The sequence below is a fragment of the Streptomyces sp. BI87 genome (genome assembly GCF_025957665.1).
Taxonomy (GTDB): domain Bacteria; phylum Actinomycetota; class Actinomycetes; order Streptomycetales; family Streptomycetaceae; genus Streptomyces; species Streptomyces albidoflavus.
Genome location: NZ_CP110079.1, coordinates 5,731,821 through 5,744,940, shown reverse-complemented (window position 1 = coordinate 5,744,940; position 13,120 = coordinate 5,731,821). Strand labels below are relative to the sequence as shown.

Annotated in this window: 11 protein-coding genes and 1 pseudogene; 6 read left to right on the top strand and 6 right to left on the bottom strand. The window is 73.4% G+C overall.

Annotated elements, in window-relative coordinates:
* Window positions 1-283: 283 nt before the first annotated feature.
* The 5 genes and pseudogenes from OIM89_RS25630 to OIM89_RS25610 all read left to right on the top strand — a co-directional run bounded on the left by OIM89_RS25630 (window position 284) and on the right by OIM89_RS25610 (window position 6,186).
* A complete protein-coding gene (locus OIM89_RS25630) occupies window positions 284-1,054 on the top strand; it encodes an MIP/aquaporin family protein (protein ID WP_047470019.1) in 771 nt (256 codons plus the stop codon).
* An 80-nt stretch (window positions 1,055-1,134) separates the two neighbouring features.
* Complete coding sequence (gene glpK, locus OIM89_RS25625) at window positions 1,135-2,676, top strand: glycerol kinase GlpK (protein WP_030696520.1); 1,542 nt, start codon at window positions 1,135-1,137, stop codon at window positions 2,674-2,676.
* 63 nt (window positions 2,677-2,739) lie between these two features.
* Window positions 2,740-4,350, top strand: a complete 1,611-nt coding sequence (locus OIM89_RS25620; RefSeq protein ID WP_195731216.1) for a glycerol-3-phosphate dehydrogenase/oxidase — start codon at window positions 2,740-2,742, stop codon at window positions 4,348-4,350.
* Between the two features lie 157 nt (window positions 4,351-4,507).
* A pseudogene (locus OIM89_RS25615) lies at window positions 4,508-4,911 on the top strand (LLM class flavin-dependent oxidoreductase); the annotation flags it as partial.
* Between the two features lie 156 nt (window positions 4,912-5,067).
* A complete protein-coding gene (locus OIM89_RS25610) occupies window positions 5,068-6,186 on the top strand; it encodes a PAC2 family protein (protein ID WP_078858195.1) in 1,119 nt (372 codons plus the stop codon).
* Window positions 6,187-6,254: 68 nt separating this feature from the next.
* Here OIM89_RS25610 and mshC read toward each other — a convergent pair whose 3' ends face one another.
* The 4 genes from mshC to OIM89_RS25590 form a co-directional block, all read right to left on the bottom strand.
* Window positions 6,255-7,484, bottom strand: coding sequence for a cysteine--1-D-myo-inosityl 2-amino-2-deoxy-alpha-D-glucopyranoside ligase (mshC, locus tag OIM89_RS25605; protein WP_030696523.1), 1,230 nt, complete (start codon window positions 7,482-7,484; stop codon window positions 6,255-6,257).
* Window positions 7,485-7,592: 108 nt separating this feature from the next.
* Complete coding sequence (locus tag OIM89_RS25600) at window positions 7,593-8,507, bottom strand: SCO1664 family protein (protein ID WP_047470017.1); 915 nt, start codon at window positions 8,505-8,507, stop codon at window positions 7,593-7,595.
* Window positions 8,471-9,061 carry a DUF3090 domain-containing protein gene (locus OIM89_RS25595; RefSeq protein WP_008409519.1) on the bottom strand — a complete coding sequence of 197 codons (591 nt, stop codon included), beginning with the start codon at window positions 9,059-9,061 and terminating at the stop codon, window positions 8,471-8,473. Before OIM89_RS25595 ends, OIM89_RS25600 begins: the two co-directional genes overlap by 37 nt.
* 85 nt (window positions 9,062-9,146) lie before the next feature.
* Window positions 9,147-9,839, bottom strand: a complete 693-nt coding sequence (locus tag OIM89_RS25590) for a histidine phosphatase family protein (protein WP_047470012.1) — start codon at window positions 9,837-9,839, stop codon at window positions 9,147-9,149.
* 88 nt (window positions 9,840-9,927) lie between these two features.
* Between OIM89_RS25590 and OIM89_RS25585 the strand changes: the two genes are divergently transcribed.
* Window positions 9,928-10,926 carry a magnesium and cobalt transport protein CorA gene (locus tag OIM89_RS25585; RefSeq protein ID WP_030696526.1) on the top strand — a complete coding sequence of 333 codons (999 nt, stop codon included), beginning with the start codon at window positions 9,928-9,930 and terminating at the stop codon, window positions 10,924-10,926.
* A 12-nt stretch (window positions 10,927-10,938) separates the two neighbouring features.
* On the opposite strand, the gene OIM89_RS25580 is transcribed toward OIM89_RS25585, so the two are convergent.
* Together OIM89_RS25580 and OIM89_RS25575 are read right to left on the bottom strand one after the other, a co-directional pair.
* Window positions 10,939-11,727, bottom strand: a complete 789-nt coding sequence (locus tag OIM89_RS25580; RefSeq protein WP_151169962.1) for a ferritin-like domain-containing protein — start codon at window positions 11,725-11,727, stop codon at window positions 10,939-10,941.
* A 276-nt stretch (window positions 11,728-12,003) separates the two neighbouring features.
* Window positions 12,004-13,053, bottom strand: a complete 1,050-nt coding sequence (locus OIM89_RS25575; RefSeq protein ID WP_010636681.1) for an LLM class F420-dependent oxidoreductase — start codon at window positions 13,051-13,053, stop codon at window positions 12,004-12,006.
* Window positions 13,054-13,120 lie beyond the last annotated feature (67 nt).

Here is a 13,120-nt window from a genome sequence, read left to right as displayed (position 1 = left end):
CGCGCCCGGCGAGGCGCACGTCACACCCGATGCCCGCGAACGCGGTTCCGGCCCTCGAATCGTGGGGAGCTTTGCGGGCACAGGACCTTGACTGAGTGCGCACGCGGGCGGAACACTGCCGTTCCACGGTCGGCATTGTCGAACACCTAACGACAAACACGCGTTACGGTGTGAGTAGGCCGATCAGAACACGCCCCCCGCACCGTGGACGTGTCCGGCCGGCCGGGACCCGGCGGAGCGGCACGCGCGGTGTCCATCTGGACGAAGGACGAAGGAGTCGCGGGTGTCCAGCTCCCACATCTTCATCGGCGAGACGATCGGTACCGCCGTACTCATCCTGCTCGGTGTCGGCGTCTGTGCCGCCGTCACCCTCAAGGGCTCCAAGGCGAAGGACGCCGGCTGGCTCGTGGTGTCCTTCGGCTGGGGCTTCGCCGTCCTCACCGGCGCCTACATCGCCTCGGGCGTCTCCGGCGCCCACCTCAACCCGGCCGTGACCATAGGCCTGGCGATAGAGGGCGGTACCTCCTGGTCGGACGTGCCCCTCTACCTCGGCTCGCAGCTGCTCGGCGCGATGATCGGCGCCGCCCTGGTCTGGGTGGCGTACTACGGCCACTTCCAGGCGCACCTCAAGGACGAGGCCGTGATCGCGGAGGCGGCCGCCGCCCCGAAGGACGCGCCCGGCCCGGTCCTCGGCGTCTTCTCCACCACCGCGCAGATCCGCAACACCGCGCAGAACCTCGGCACCGAGATCATCGCCACCATCGTGCTGGTGCTGGCGATCCTGACCCAGGGGCTCAACGACGAGGGCAACGGCCTCGGCGTCCTCGGGGCGCTCATCACCGCACTGGTCGTGGTCGGCATCGGCCTCTCCCTCGGTGGCCCCACGGGGTACGCGATCAACCCGGTCCGCGACCTCGGCCCCCGCCTGGTGCACGCGGCGCTGCCGCTGCCGAACAAGGGCGGCTCCGCCTGGGAGTATGCCTGGATTCCGGTGGCCGGGCCGCTGATCGGCGGCGCCCTCGCCGGCGGCATCTACCAGCTGGCGTTCGCCTGACCGGCGGGCCCGGGCGGCCCGCACACCGCCCGGGCCGCCCGCACCGACCCGCACCGCACTTCGCTGAGCAGGAGCACACCGTGACCGACGCACACACCGCAGGCCCGTTCATCGCCGCGATCGACCAGGGGACCACGTCGAGCCGCTGCATCATCTTCGACCGGGACGGCCGGATCGTCGCCGTGGACCAGAAGGAACACGAGCAGATCTTCCCCAAGCCGGGCTGGGTGGAGCACGACGCCGCCGAGATCTGGACCAACGTCCAGGAGGTGGTCGCCGGCGCCGTCACCAAGGCCGGGATCACCCGCGAGGACATCAAGGCCATCGGCATCACCAACCAGCGCGAGACGACGCTGCTGTGGGACCGGCACACCGGCGAGCCCGTGCACAACGCCATCGTCTGGCAGGACACCCGTACCGACGCCCTCTGCCGCGACCTCGGCCGCAACGTCGGCAAGGACCGCTTCCGGCGCGAGACCGGCCTGCCGCTGGCCTCGTACTTCGCCGGGCCGAAGGCCCGCTGGCTGCTCGACAACGTCGAGGGGCTGCGCGAGCGCGCCGAGGCCGGCGACATCCTCTTCGGCACCATGGACTCCTGGGTCATCTGGAACCTCACCGGCGGCACCGAGGGCGGCGTCCACGTCACCGACGTCACCAACGCCTCGCGCACCATGCTGATGAACCTGCACACCATGGAGTGGGACGAGCGGATCTGCTCGTCGATCGGCGTCCCCACCGAGGTACTGCCGGAGATCCGCTCCTCCGCCGAGGTCTACGGCGAGGTCACCGGCGGCCGCCTCGGCGAGCTGCTGGGCGGCATCCCGGTCGCCTCGGCCCTCGGCGACCAGCAGGCCGCCCTCTTCGGCCAGACCTGTTTCGCCGAGGGTGAGGCCAAGTCGACGTACGGCACCGGCACCTTCATGCTGATGAACACCGGCGAGAAGATCATCAACTCCTACTCGGGGCTGCTGACCACCGTCGGCTACCGGATCGGCGACCAGGACCCGGTCTACGCCCTGGAGGGGTCGATCGCCGTCACCGGCTCGCTCGTCCAGTGGATGCGCGACCAGATGGGGCTGATCAACTCCGCCGCCGAGATCGAGACGCTGGCCTCCTCGGTCGAGGACAACGGCGGCGCCTACTTCGTCCCCGCCTTCTCCGGGCTCTTCGCCCCGTACTGGCGCCCGGACGCCCGCGGTGTCATCGCGGGGCTGACCCGGTACGTCACCAAGGCGCACATCGCCCGGGCCGTGCTGGAGGCGACCGCCTGGCAGACCCGTGAGATCACCGACGCCATGACCAAGGACTCCGGCGTCGAGCTGACCTCGCTCAAGGTCGACGGCGGCATGACCTCCAACAACCTGCTGATGCAGACCATGGCCAACTTCGTCGACGCCCCGGTGGTCCGCCCCATGGTGGCCGAGACCACCTGCCTGGGCGCCGCCTACGCGGCCGGCCTCGCCGTCGGCTTCTGGCCCGACACCGACACCCTGCGCGCCAACTGGCGCCGGGCCGCCGAGTGGACCCCGGACATGGACCCCGAGGTCCGCGACCACGAGTACCGCAAGTGGCTCAAGGCCGTCGAGCGCACCTTCGACTGGCTCGACGACGAAGAGAACTGACGCACCACCCCGGGGGGCCGCCCCGCACGGCGGCCCCCCGGACCCACCGATGAGGAGCACGTCATGACCACCCCGCACAGCGTCCCGGCCCTCGGGACGCACCCGGCAGCCGGCCCCAACCCGGGCCGGGCCGAGACCCGGGACCAGCTGTCCCGGGCGACCTACGACCTCCTGGTGATCGGCGGCGGCATCCTGGGCATCTCCACCGCCTGGCACGCCGCGCAGTCCGGCCTCCGGGTCGCCCTGGTCGACGCGGGGGACTTCGCCGGAGCCACCTCGTCGGCCTCCTCCAAGCTGCTCCACGGCGGCCTGCGCTACCTCCAGACCGGCGCGGTCAAGCTGGTCGCGGAGAACCACTTCGAGCGGCGCGCCGTCTCCAAGCAGGTCGCCCCGCACCTGGCCCGGCCGCTCACCTTCTACCTGCCCGTCTACAAGGGCGGCCCCCACGGCGCCGCCAAGCTCGGCGCGGGCGTCTTCGCCTACTCCGCGCTCTCCGCCTTCGGCGACGGCGTCGGCCACGTGATCAGCCCCGAGCGGGCCCGCCGCGACGTGCCCGAGCTGCGCACCGACGGACTGCGCGCGGTCGCCGTCTACGGCGACGACCAGATGAACGACGCCCGGATGGCGCTGATGACGGTCCGCGCCGCCGTCGACGCGGGCACCGAGGTGCTCAACCACGCCGAGGTCACCGGGTTGCGCTTCACCCGCGGCCGGGTCACCGGCGCCGAACTGCGCGACCGCCTCGACGGCACCGAGTTCGGCATCGACGCCCGCCTCGTCCTCAACGCCACCGGCCCCTGGACCGACCACCTGCGCGCCATGGAGGACAAGGCCGCCGCTCCCTCGGTCCGCCTCTCCAAGGGCGCCCACCTGGTGCTGCGCCGCACCTCCCCGTGGAAGGCGGCGCTCGCCACCCCGATCGACAAGTACCGCATCACCTTCGCCCTGCCCTGGGAGGACATGCTCCTGCTCGGCACCACCGACGAGGAGTACGAGGGCGACCCGCGCGAGGTGTCGGTCACCGACGGCGACGTCACGCAGATCCTCGACGAGGCCGCCTTCTCCGTCCGCGACCAGCAGCTCTCCCGGGACCTCATCACCTACTCGTTCGCCGGTCTGCGGGTACTGCCCGGCGGCCCCGGCGACACCTCGAAGGCCAAGCGCGAGACGGTGGTCAGCGAGGGCCCCGGCGGCATGCTCTCGGTGGCCGGCGGCAAGTGGACCACCTTCCGGCACATCGGCCGCACCGTCATCGACAAGCTGTCCAAGCTCCCCGGCCGCCCGCTGACCGAGGACATGGCGCCGATGCGCAGCCTGCCCCGGATGCCGCTGCCGGGCATCGCCAACCCGGAGGCGGTCGCGCACCGGCTGCTGGTCGACGGGCCCGCGCCCGGGCCGCGGATGGCCCCGGACACCGCCCGCCACCTGGCGACCCACTACGGCTCGCTCGCCTTCGACATCGCCCGCCTCGCCAACGAGGACCCCTCGCTGGCCGAGCGCATCCACCCGGACGCCCCCGAGATCCGGGCGCAGATCGTCTACGCCCGTGACCGCGAGTGGGCCGAGACCGCCGAGGACGTGCTGCGCCGCCGCACCACGCTCACCGTGCGCGGGCTCGACACCCCCGAGGTCCGCGACGACGTGGCCAAGCTGCTGGCGGACCGCCGCGGCTGACCCGGCGTACGGCGGTGTGGCGGGCGCTTCGTACGCCCGCCACACCGCCGCAACACCCGAGGGTGGCGTAGTCCTCGGCGACCCCCGGACCGGGTCCAGCACGGAGAGGACCGTGACTCCGGTCGGCCGGCGGACGCGGGCGGCGAGCGCGCCGTAGGGCGCGGACGCCGCCCACTTCGCCCTCCTCGGCCTGGACGAGAAGCGGCAGTGGGACCTCCAGCGGGGAGAAGTACGAGCTGCCGCGGCGGCTGTGGCGCGAGGAGCACCTTGACTGGACTGGCGAGTTCCGCACCTCGCTGAAGGACGTGACGACGGTGCCGCGCCCCTCCGCCGGCCCGCCCCGGGTCTGGCACGGCTCGGCCACCAGCCCCCGCTCCCCCGAACGGATCATCGACAGGCTCCTCGGCTAACACGCCGTCTACGGCCACGACCTCCAGTCGGTGACAGTCGATCGACGGGTTCGGGCTGGAGCGCGCCGAGCAGCCGGCCCGGCTGGAGCGGTTCGCCGAGGAGATCGCGCCGGCGGTGCGCCGGGAGGCGCCGACGACGCTCCGGGGCTGAGGAGACAGGGCGTTCGGACCCGTACGGGGGGAGTGCGCGGCCCCGGTCCGGGGCAGTCTTCCGAGCGTCGCGGCCCCACAAGGGGGCTGCGGGAGGGCCCCGCGGACGCCGTAAGGTTGGGGCGGTACGCGAGGGCACGTCGGAAGGAGGCACTGGGTGATCGAGCTCGAGGGGGTACCCGAGCTGGTCGACCCGGTCATGGTGGCCGCGTTCGAAGGCTGGAACGACGCCGGCGACGCCGCCTCCACCGCGGTCGCCCACCTGGAGCAGGAGTGGAAGGGCGAGGTGTTCGCGGCGCTGGACGCCGAGGACTACTACGACTTCCAGGTCAACCGCCCCACGGTGTGGATGGACGGCGGGGTCCGCAAGGTGACCTGGCCGACGACCCGGCTGTCGGTGATCCGGATCGGCGGCGAGAAGCCGCGCGACCTGGTGCTGGTGCGCGGCATCGAGCCCAGCATGCGCTGGCGCTCGTTCTGCAACGAGATCCTGGGCTTCGCCCACGAGCTCGGCGTCGAGATGGTCGTCGTCCTCGGCGCCCTGCTCGGCGACACCCCGCACACCCGCCCGGTCCCGGTCAGCGGCGTCACCTCCGACCCGGACCTGGCCCGCACGATGAACCTGGAGGAGAGCCGCTACGAGGGCCCCACCGGCATCGTCGGCATCCTCCAGGAGGCGTGCACGCACGCCGGCATCCCGGCGGTGAGCCTGTGGGCGGCGGTCCCGCACTACGTGTCGCAGCCGCCCAACCCGAAGGCGACGCTCGCCCTGCTGAACCGCCTGGAGGACGTGCTGGACCTGCGCGTCCCGCTGGGCGACCTGGCGGAGGACGCGCGGGCCTGGCAGCTGGGGGTGGACCAGCTGGCCGCCGAGGACAGCGAGGTCGCCGAGTACGTCCAGTCGCTGGAGGAGGCGCGGGACACCGCGGAGCTGCCCGAGGCGTCCGGCGAGGCCATCGCCCGCGAGTTCGAGCGGTACCTGCGCCGCCGCGACGGCGGCGGCCCGCCCGGCCACGCCACCGACGGGGGCCGCGCGGCCGAGGGCGAAGGCCCCTTCCTCCGCGAGGGCACCGACCGCACCCGCCCCCCGCACCCCAAGCGCACCGGCCCCCTCCCGGGCACGGCCCCCGAGGGCCCGCTGGGCCGGGAGACGCCCCGCCCGGCGGACGAGGACCCGGGGACCGGCCGCAAGGACGGCAGGGCCGACGGCGAGGACGACGGGGGCGAGGACGAGGACGGCCCGGCTCCGGGCTCGTCCTCCGGCTCCGAGGACTGACCCGGAACACCCACGGAAGGGCCCCGCCACGATCACCGTGGCGGGGCCCTTCGTCCATCCGGGTGGGCTCAGAGCGCGACGCCCAGAAGCGCGTCGACGGTGCGGGAGACGACGCCCGGGGCGCCCTCGTCGGTGCCGCCCTCGGTCTCCTGGAGCTGGGCCCAGGCGTCGACGGCGCGCAGGGCGGCGGGGGCGTCGAGGTCGTCGGCGAGGGCCGCGCGGACCTGCTCGACGACGGCGGAGGCGTCCGGGCCGTCGGGGCGGGAGACGGCGGCGCGCCAGCGGGCGAGGCGTCCGACGGCCTCCTGGAGAGTGGCGTCGGTCCACTCCCAGTCGGCCCGGTAGTGGTGGGCGTGGAGGGCGAGGCGGATCGCGGCCGGGTCGACGCCGGCGTGTCGCAGCGCGGAGACGAAGACCAGGTTCCCCTTGGACTTGGACATCTTCTCGCCGTCCAGGGCGACCATTCCGGCGTGCACGTAGGAGTGCGCGAAGGGGTACTCGCCGGTGGCGGCGTGGGCGTGCGAGGCGCCCATCTCGTGGTGCGGGAAGACCAGGTCGGAGCCGCCGCCCTGGAGGTCGAAGCCCATGCCGAGGTGGTCCAGGGCGATGGCGACGCACTCGATGTGCCAGCCGGGCCGGCCCTGTCCGAGGCTGCCGCCGTCCCAGCTGGGCTCGCCCTCGCGGGCCGCCATCCACAGCATCGGGTCGAGGGGGTTCTTCTTGCCCGGGCGCTCGGGGTCGCCGCCGCGTTCGGCGGAGAGCAGGCGCATGGCGGCGGCGTCGAGGTGGGAGACCTCGCCGAAGTGCGGGTCGGCCTCGACGGAGAAGTAGAGGTCGCCTTCGAGCTCGTAGGCGGCGCCCGCGTCCCGCAGCCGCTCGACCAGCGGGATGATGCGGGGTATGGCCTCGACGGCGCCGATGTAGTCGCGGGGCGGGATCATCCGGAGCGCGGTCATGTCCTCACGGAAGAGGGCCGTCTCGCGCTCGGCGAGCCCGGTCCACTCCACCCCGTCGCGCACGGCGCGCTCCAGGAGGGGGTCGTCCACGTCCGTGACGTTCTGGACGTAGTGCACCTGACGCTTGGTGTCGAGCCACACGCGCTGAACGAGGTCGAACGCGTTGTAGGTCGCCGCGTGACCCATGTGGGTCGCGTCGTACGGCGTGATGCCGCAGACGTAGAGACGGGCGACGGGGCCGGGGGTGAGGGTCTTCGGCCCCCCGGTCACGGTGTCGTGAATCCTCAGGTCGCGACCCTTGCCGGGAAGGGCGGGGACCTCGGAAGCGGGCCAGGCATGCATGGGACTGAGCCTAACCGGACGTGGCATCCGGATACGAACCGGATCGGGGTTGATTGGCCGGGAGCGCCCTCTTGCGCCGCACGCCCCGCTGTGCGGGTCGCGGCGGCCTCAGACCGGCGGCCAGGGGATCGCGGGCCACTCCCCGCCGGGTACGGGGTGGGTGCCGGAGGCCAGCAGTGCGGTCACCCGGTCGCGCAGCGCCGTCACTTCGGCGGGGGTGATCAGGGCGGCCAGCCGGGTGGTGAGCGGCGCGTCCTCGCCGAGGGCGGCGGCGAGGCGGCCGAGGGCGGCCACCGACTCCTCGGGGAGCGGTTCGCCGGCCCAGCCCCAGAGCAGGGTGCGCAGCTTGTCCTCGGTGTGGAAGGTGACGCCGTGGTCGATGCCGTGGAGGCGGCCGTCGGCGGTGGTCAGCAGGTGGCCGCCCTTGCGGTCGCTGTTGTTGATGACGGCGTCCAGCACGGCGAGGCGGCGCAGCCGGGGGTCGTCGGCGTGGACGAGCAGCGCGGTGGAGCCGCCGGGCACCTCGGCCGGCCCGATCGCCCGCCAGCCCTCGGGGGCGGGCCGCTCCGCGTCGGCGAGGGCCAGCAGAGGGCCGACGGGGACCGGGCCGGGGGCGTCCTCGTCCGCTGCCGGTGCCGCGGGCTCCCCGGGCTCCTCCTCGGCCTGCTCGATCCAGAGCTGCACCATGCCGGGGCCGTACGGGCCCTCGCGCAGCACGGTGGGCGGGATCAGCTCCCAGCCGAGGGCGGCGCACACCTCGTACGCCGCGACCTCGCGCTGGGCCAGCGTGCCGTCGGGGAAGTCCCAGAGCGGCTGCTCCCCCGCGACCGGCTTGTAGACGCAGGCGGCGGTGCGGCCCTGGCCGGCGACGGTGCAGTGCAGCACCGCGTTGGACGCCTCGGGGATGCGGCCGCGCACGGTCAGCTCGCCCTCGGTCAGCAGGGCGGTGACGGAGCCGGCCGGGGCCGGCTCCGCGGGCGCGGTGGTCACAGGTCCCGGCGGTACCCGTTCTGGCGCGGGCATACGTGTCCTTCCGGGTCGAGCGGCAGGCTGCACAGCGGGCAGGGCGGCCGGCCGGCGTTGACGACGTCCAGGGCGCGCTTGGCGAAGGCCCGGGCCTGGGCTCCGGAGAGGCGGACCCGCAGCATCGGGGGGCCGTTCTCCTCGTCCTGGAGGAGGCGTTCCTCGGCGGCGGCGAGATCCTCGTCGGAGTCGCCCTCCAGCTCGACCAGGGCCTGGGCCTCGACGATCATCCGCTGGTCCTCGCCGTCCCAGGCCAGCGCCATGGTGCCGACCCGGAACTCCTCCTCGACCGGGTTGTCGAGGGGGGCGCTGTCGGCGACGTCGGCCGGGACCACGGCGGGCACCGCGGCGTTGCCGCCGCTGCGGCGGACGACTTCGTCGAGCAGTTCGTTCATACGCTCCGCGAGCGCGGCGACCTGGGTCTTCTCCAAGGCCACACTGGTGACCCGGCCTTGCGAGGAGGCCTGGAGGAAGAAGGTCCTGCGCCCGGGCAGACCGACCGTCCCGGCGACGAAGCGCTCGGGCGGGTCGAAGAGGAACACCTGACGGGACACGTCCTGCATCTCCAGAGGATCGGTGGCGGAGGGCGGTGGGACGAGGGGCGGCGCCCGCTCGGTTTCACCCTACTGCGGCGGGCGATCACGGTGCGCCCGTACCGCCCCCGACCGTGGCTTGTCCGGCGTCGTCGCCGGGGGCGGGGCGGGGGGCCAGGGAGTCCAGGTCGCCGGTGTCGCCGAGGCGGACGAGGAAGGGGCGCAGCCGGGTGAAGCGGATGGCGGTGACCGAGCAGGGCTGGACCGAGATCCGCTGGAAGAGGTCGAGGTGGAGGCCGAGGGCGTCGGCGACCAGGGACTTGATGATGTCGCCGTGGGTGCACAGGACGTACGCGGCGTCCTCGCCGTGCTCCTCGGCGATGCGGGCATTCCACTTCCGGACCGCCTCGGCGGCACGGTGGTGCATGTGGCGCATGGACTCGCCGCCCGGGAACGCGGCGGCCGAGGGGTGCTGCTGGACGACCTCCATGAGCGGTTCGCCGCTCAGTTCGGAGAGTTTGCGGCCCGACCAGTCCCCGTAGTCGCACTCGTTGACCCCCTCCTCCTCGTGGACCGCGAGGCCGGGGCGGGCGGCCAGCAGCGGGGCGAGGGTCTCCCGGCAGCGCTCCAGCGGGCTGCTGACGGCGGCGGCCAGCGGGATCGCGGCGAGCCGGGCGGGCAGCGCCTCGGCCTGGGCGCGGCCGTGGTCGTCGAGGCGGACGCCCGGGGTGCGCCCGGCGAGGATTCCCGCGGTGTTGGCGGTGGAGCGTCCGTGCCGGACGAGGATCAGGGTGGGCATGCGTGCCAGCGTAAGGGCTGCCGCCGGCTCGCCGGAGGGCGCGGCGGAGGGCAGGTGAGGACGGGCTCCGGCGGGGAAGACTGACCCGGTGATCGTGGACTGTGCCATCTACCGGGCCGGCCGCCGCACCGAGCGGGCCGGCGAGTTCACCGAGGCGCTGGCGAAGGCCCGCGCCTCGGACGACGCCTTCGTCTGGCTGGGCGTGCTCGACCCGAGCGAGGAGGAGTTCGGGCGCGTCAGCGAGGCGTTCGGGCTCCACCCGCTGGCGGTCGAGGACGCCCTCAAGGCGCACCAGCGGCCGAAGCTGGAGGTGTACGACGACTCGCTCTTCATGGTGGTCAAGCCGGTGGTGTACGAGCCGGAGAGCGACCGGGTCTCCCTCGGGGAGGTGATGGTCTTCGTCGGCGACGGCTTCGTGGTGACGGTCCGGCACGGGGACGGGGCGCCACTGGCCCAGGTGCGGCACCGCCTGGAGCACGAGCCCGAGATGCTGGCGCACGGCCCTACCGCGGTGCTGTACGCCGTCGCGGACGCGGTCGTGGACCACTACCTGGTCGTCGCGGCCGAACTCCAGAACGACCTGGAGGAGCTGGAGACGGAGGTCTTCTCCCCCGACTCCTCGGGCAGCCGGGACACCGCCGAGCGGATCTACACCTTCAAGCGGCAGATCGTGGAGTTCCGCCGGGCGACGGGCCCGCTGGCGGCGCCGGTGGGGCGGCTGGCCGGCGGCGGCCCGTTCGGCCACGGCGTGCCGTTCGTGCACGACTCCTCGCAGCCCTTCTTCCGGGACGTCGGCGACCACCTGCTGCGGGTCAACGAGTCGGTGGAGAGCCTGGACCGGCTGGTCTCGGACATCCTCTCGGCGCACCTGGCGCAGATGGGCGTCCGGCAGAACGACGACATGCGGAAGATCTCCGCGTGGGCGGCGATGGCGGCGGTCCCGACGATGATCGCCGGGATCTACGGCATGAACTTCGAGTCGATGCCGGAGCTGGCCTGGCCGGGCAGCTACCCGGTGGTGGTCCTGGTGATGATCGGCATCGCCGTCGCCCTGCACCGCCAGTTCAAGCGGCGCGGCTGGCTCTGACCGGGCCCGGTTTCAGGCGAACTCGGGCGCGGTGGTGGCCGGTCCGCCGAGCGGGTCGCGCCGCTCGGGCGGGGCGAGGGAGACCATCCGCCGCCAGCCGAGCACCCGCTCGTACCGGTACGCGGCGTGGATGCCGGCCGCGAGGAGCCGGCCGCGCGCCCTGGACCAGCCCAGCACCTCGCCCATCCGGGCCATCACGGCGAGGCTGACGTCGCGGTAGACGGCGAGTTCGGCGCGGACGCAGGTGTGCAGGGTGCGGTGGATGGCGCGGCCGTGGCCGGCGCGGGCCAGGCGCAGCAGTTCCTCGTGGCAGTAGGCGAGGTGGTTGTCCTCGTCGTCGGAGATCATCCGGACCGCCCGGCCGAGGTCGGGGTGGTCGCCGAAGTACCGCAGCAGCATCCGCATCTGCTCGGAGGCGCGCTGCTCGGTGACGCGGCTGTGTGCGAGATAGGTGATGACGTCCTGCTCGCTGAGCGGGGTGTCCGCCTGGAGGCGGGCGTGGGCGAGGCCGATGCCGTGGCGTTCCAGCAGCATCGTGTAGTCGGTGTCCTCGGGGACCTCGCAGGGTTCGAGGCCGCGCTTCTTCAGCAGGGCCTGGAAGATCCGGCCGTGCTTGTCCTCGTCGGCGCCGTGCCGGGCGATCTTGGGAGCGAGGGAGCGCTGCGACTCGGGCACCAGCGCGGCGATCCGGGCGTTCTCCCAGCCGCCTTGCGTCTCCCCGCTGGCGGCGATGGAGCAGAAGAGCCGGTAGGCGTCGTCGTTGTCGAGGATCTCCTGGAAGAGACTCCGGGCCGAGAGCATCCGCAAACCTCCGTGCGTCGCCGGACAGTCGTCCGCAGAAGGCCAGTCAACGGCCGCCCCCGGGCCCCGGCAACGCCGCCGGCGAGGGGGCTGGGCCGAACGGGTGACGGCGCGCGGGCGAGGTCGCGCGCCGGTGGGCGTAACCCCGAGGGCGCTGCGGCGTTGTCCTGGTGACGGCCGTGGCGGGGAAGACCCCCGAGCCCCCACCACGGCCGCAGACCTGGAAGGCCCCGCCGGTTGTGTACCGGCGGGGACTTCGTCGTGCTGCGGCAGGGGTCAGGCGAGGCCGGCCCGCTCCAGCGCCTCGGTGCCGGCGCGCAGCGCGGCGAGCCGCTCGTCGAGGGTGAAGCCGGCCGGGGAGAGCGTCAGGGTGGTGACGCCCGCGGCGGCGTACGCCTGCATGCGGTCGGCGATCCGGTCGACGCCGCCGAGCAGCGTGGTGGAGTCGATGAGCTGGTGCGGGACGGCCGCGGCGGCCCCGTCCTTGTCGCCGGCCAGGTACTTGTCCTGGATCTCGGCGGCCTCCTTCTCGTACCCCATGCGCCCGGCGAGCTGGTTGTAGAAGTTCTGCTTGCGGCTGCCCATGCCGCCGACGTACAGCGCGGTGTACGGGCGGAAGAGGTCGGCGAGGCCGTTGACGTCGTCGCCGACGGCGATCGGGACGGTCGGGACGACGTCGAAGCCCTCCATGGTGAGACCGGCCTTCTCGCGGCCCGCGCGCAGGTGGCGGACGGCCGTCTCCTCCAGGTGCTCGGCGGCGGGGAAGATCAGCAGGGCGCCGTCGGCGATCTCGCCGGTCTGCTCCAGGTTCTTCGGGCCGATCGCCGCGATGTAGAGCGGGATGCGCTCGCGTTCGGGGTGGACGGTGAGCTTGAGCGGCTTGCCGGGGCCGCCGGGGAGCGGCAGCGTCCAGTGGTCGCCCTCGAAGGAGACCCGCTCGCGGCTCATCGCCTTGCGGACGATCTCGACGTACTCGCGGGTCCGCGCCAGCGGCTTGTCGAACTTGACGCCGTACCAGCCCTCGGAGACCTGCGGGCCGGAGACGCCGAGGCCCAGGCGGAAGCGGCCGCCGGAGAGCGAGTCGAGGGTGGCCGCGGTCATCGCGGTCATGGTGGGCTGGCGCGCCGGGATCTGCATGATCGCGGAGCCGATGTCGATCCGCTCGGTCTGCGCGGCGACCCAGGCGAGGACGGTCGGCCCGTCCGAGCCGTACGCCTCCGCGGCCCAGCAGACCGAGTAACCCAGCCGGTCGGCCTCCTTGGCGACCGCCAGGTTGTCCGCGTCCATACCGGCGCCCCAGTAGCCGAGGTTGATGCCGAGCTGCATGCGCAAATCCCCTTACCCATCGGTAACGTCCCGTTCCGGGGACTCTAGCGCTCCCACCCGTCCGGAC

Excerpts from the sequence above, each read along its gene's own strand:
- OIM89_RS25620 (WP_195731216.1), top strand. The coding sequence starts at position 2,740 with ATGACCACCCCGCACAGCGTCCCGGCCCTCGGGACGCACCCGGCAGCC.
- mshC (WP_030696523.1), bottom strand. The coding sequence starts at position 7,484 with ATGCATGCCTGGCCCGCTTCCGAGGTCCCCGCCCTTCCCGGCAAGGGT.
- OIM89_RS25600 (WP_047470017.1), bottom strand. The coding sequence starts at position 8,507 with ATGCCCGCGCCAGAACGGGTACCGCCGGGACCTGTGACCACCGCGCCC.
- OIM89_RS25590 (WP_047470012.1), bottom strand. The coding sequence starts at position 9,839 with ATGCCCACCCTGATCCTCGTCCGGCACGGACGCTCCACCGCCAACACC.
- OIM89_RS25580 (WP_151169962.1), bottom strand. The coding sequence starts at position 11,727 with ATGCTCTCGGCCCGGAGTCTCTTCCAGGAGATCCTCGACAACGACGAC.
- OIM89_RS25575 (WP_010636681.1), bottom strand. The coding sequence starts at position 13,053 with ATGCAGCTCGGCATCAACCTCGGCTACTGGGGCGCCGGTATGGACGCG.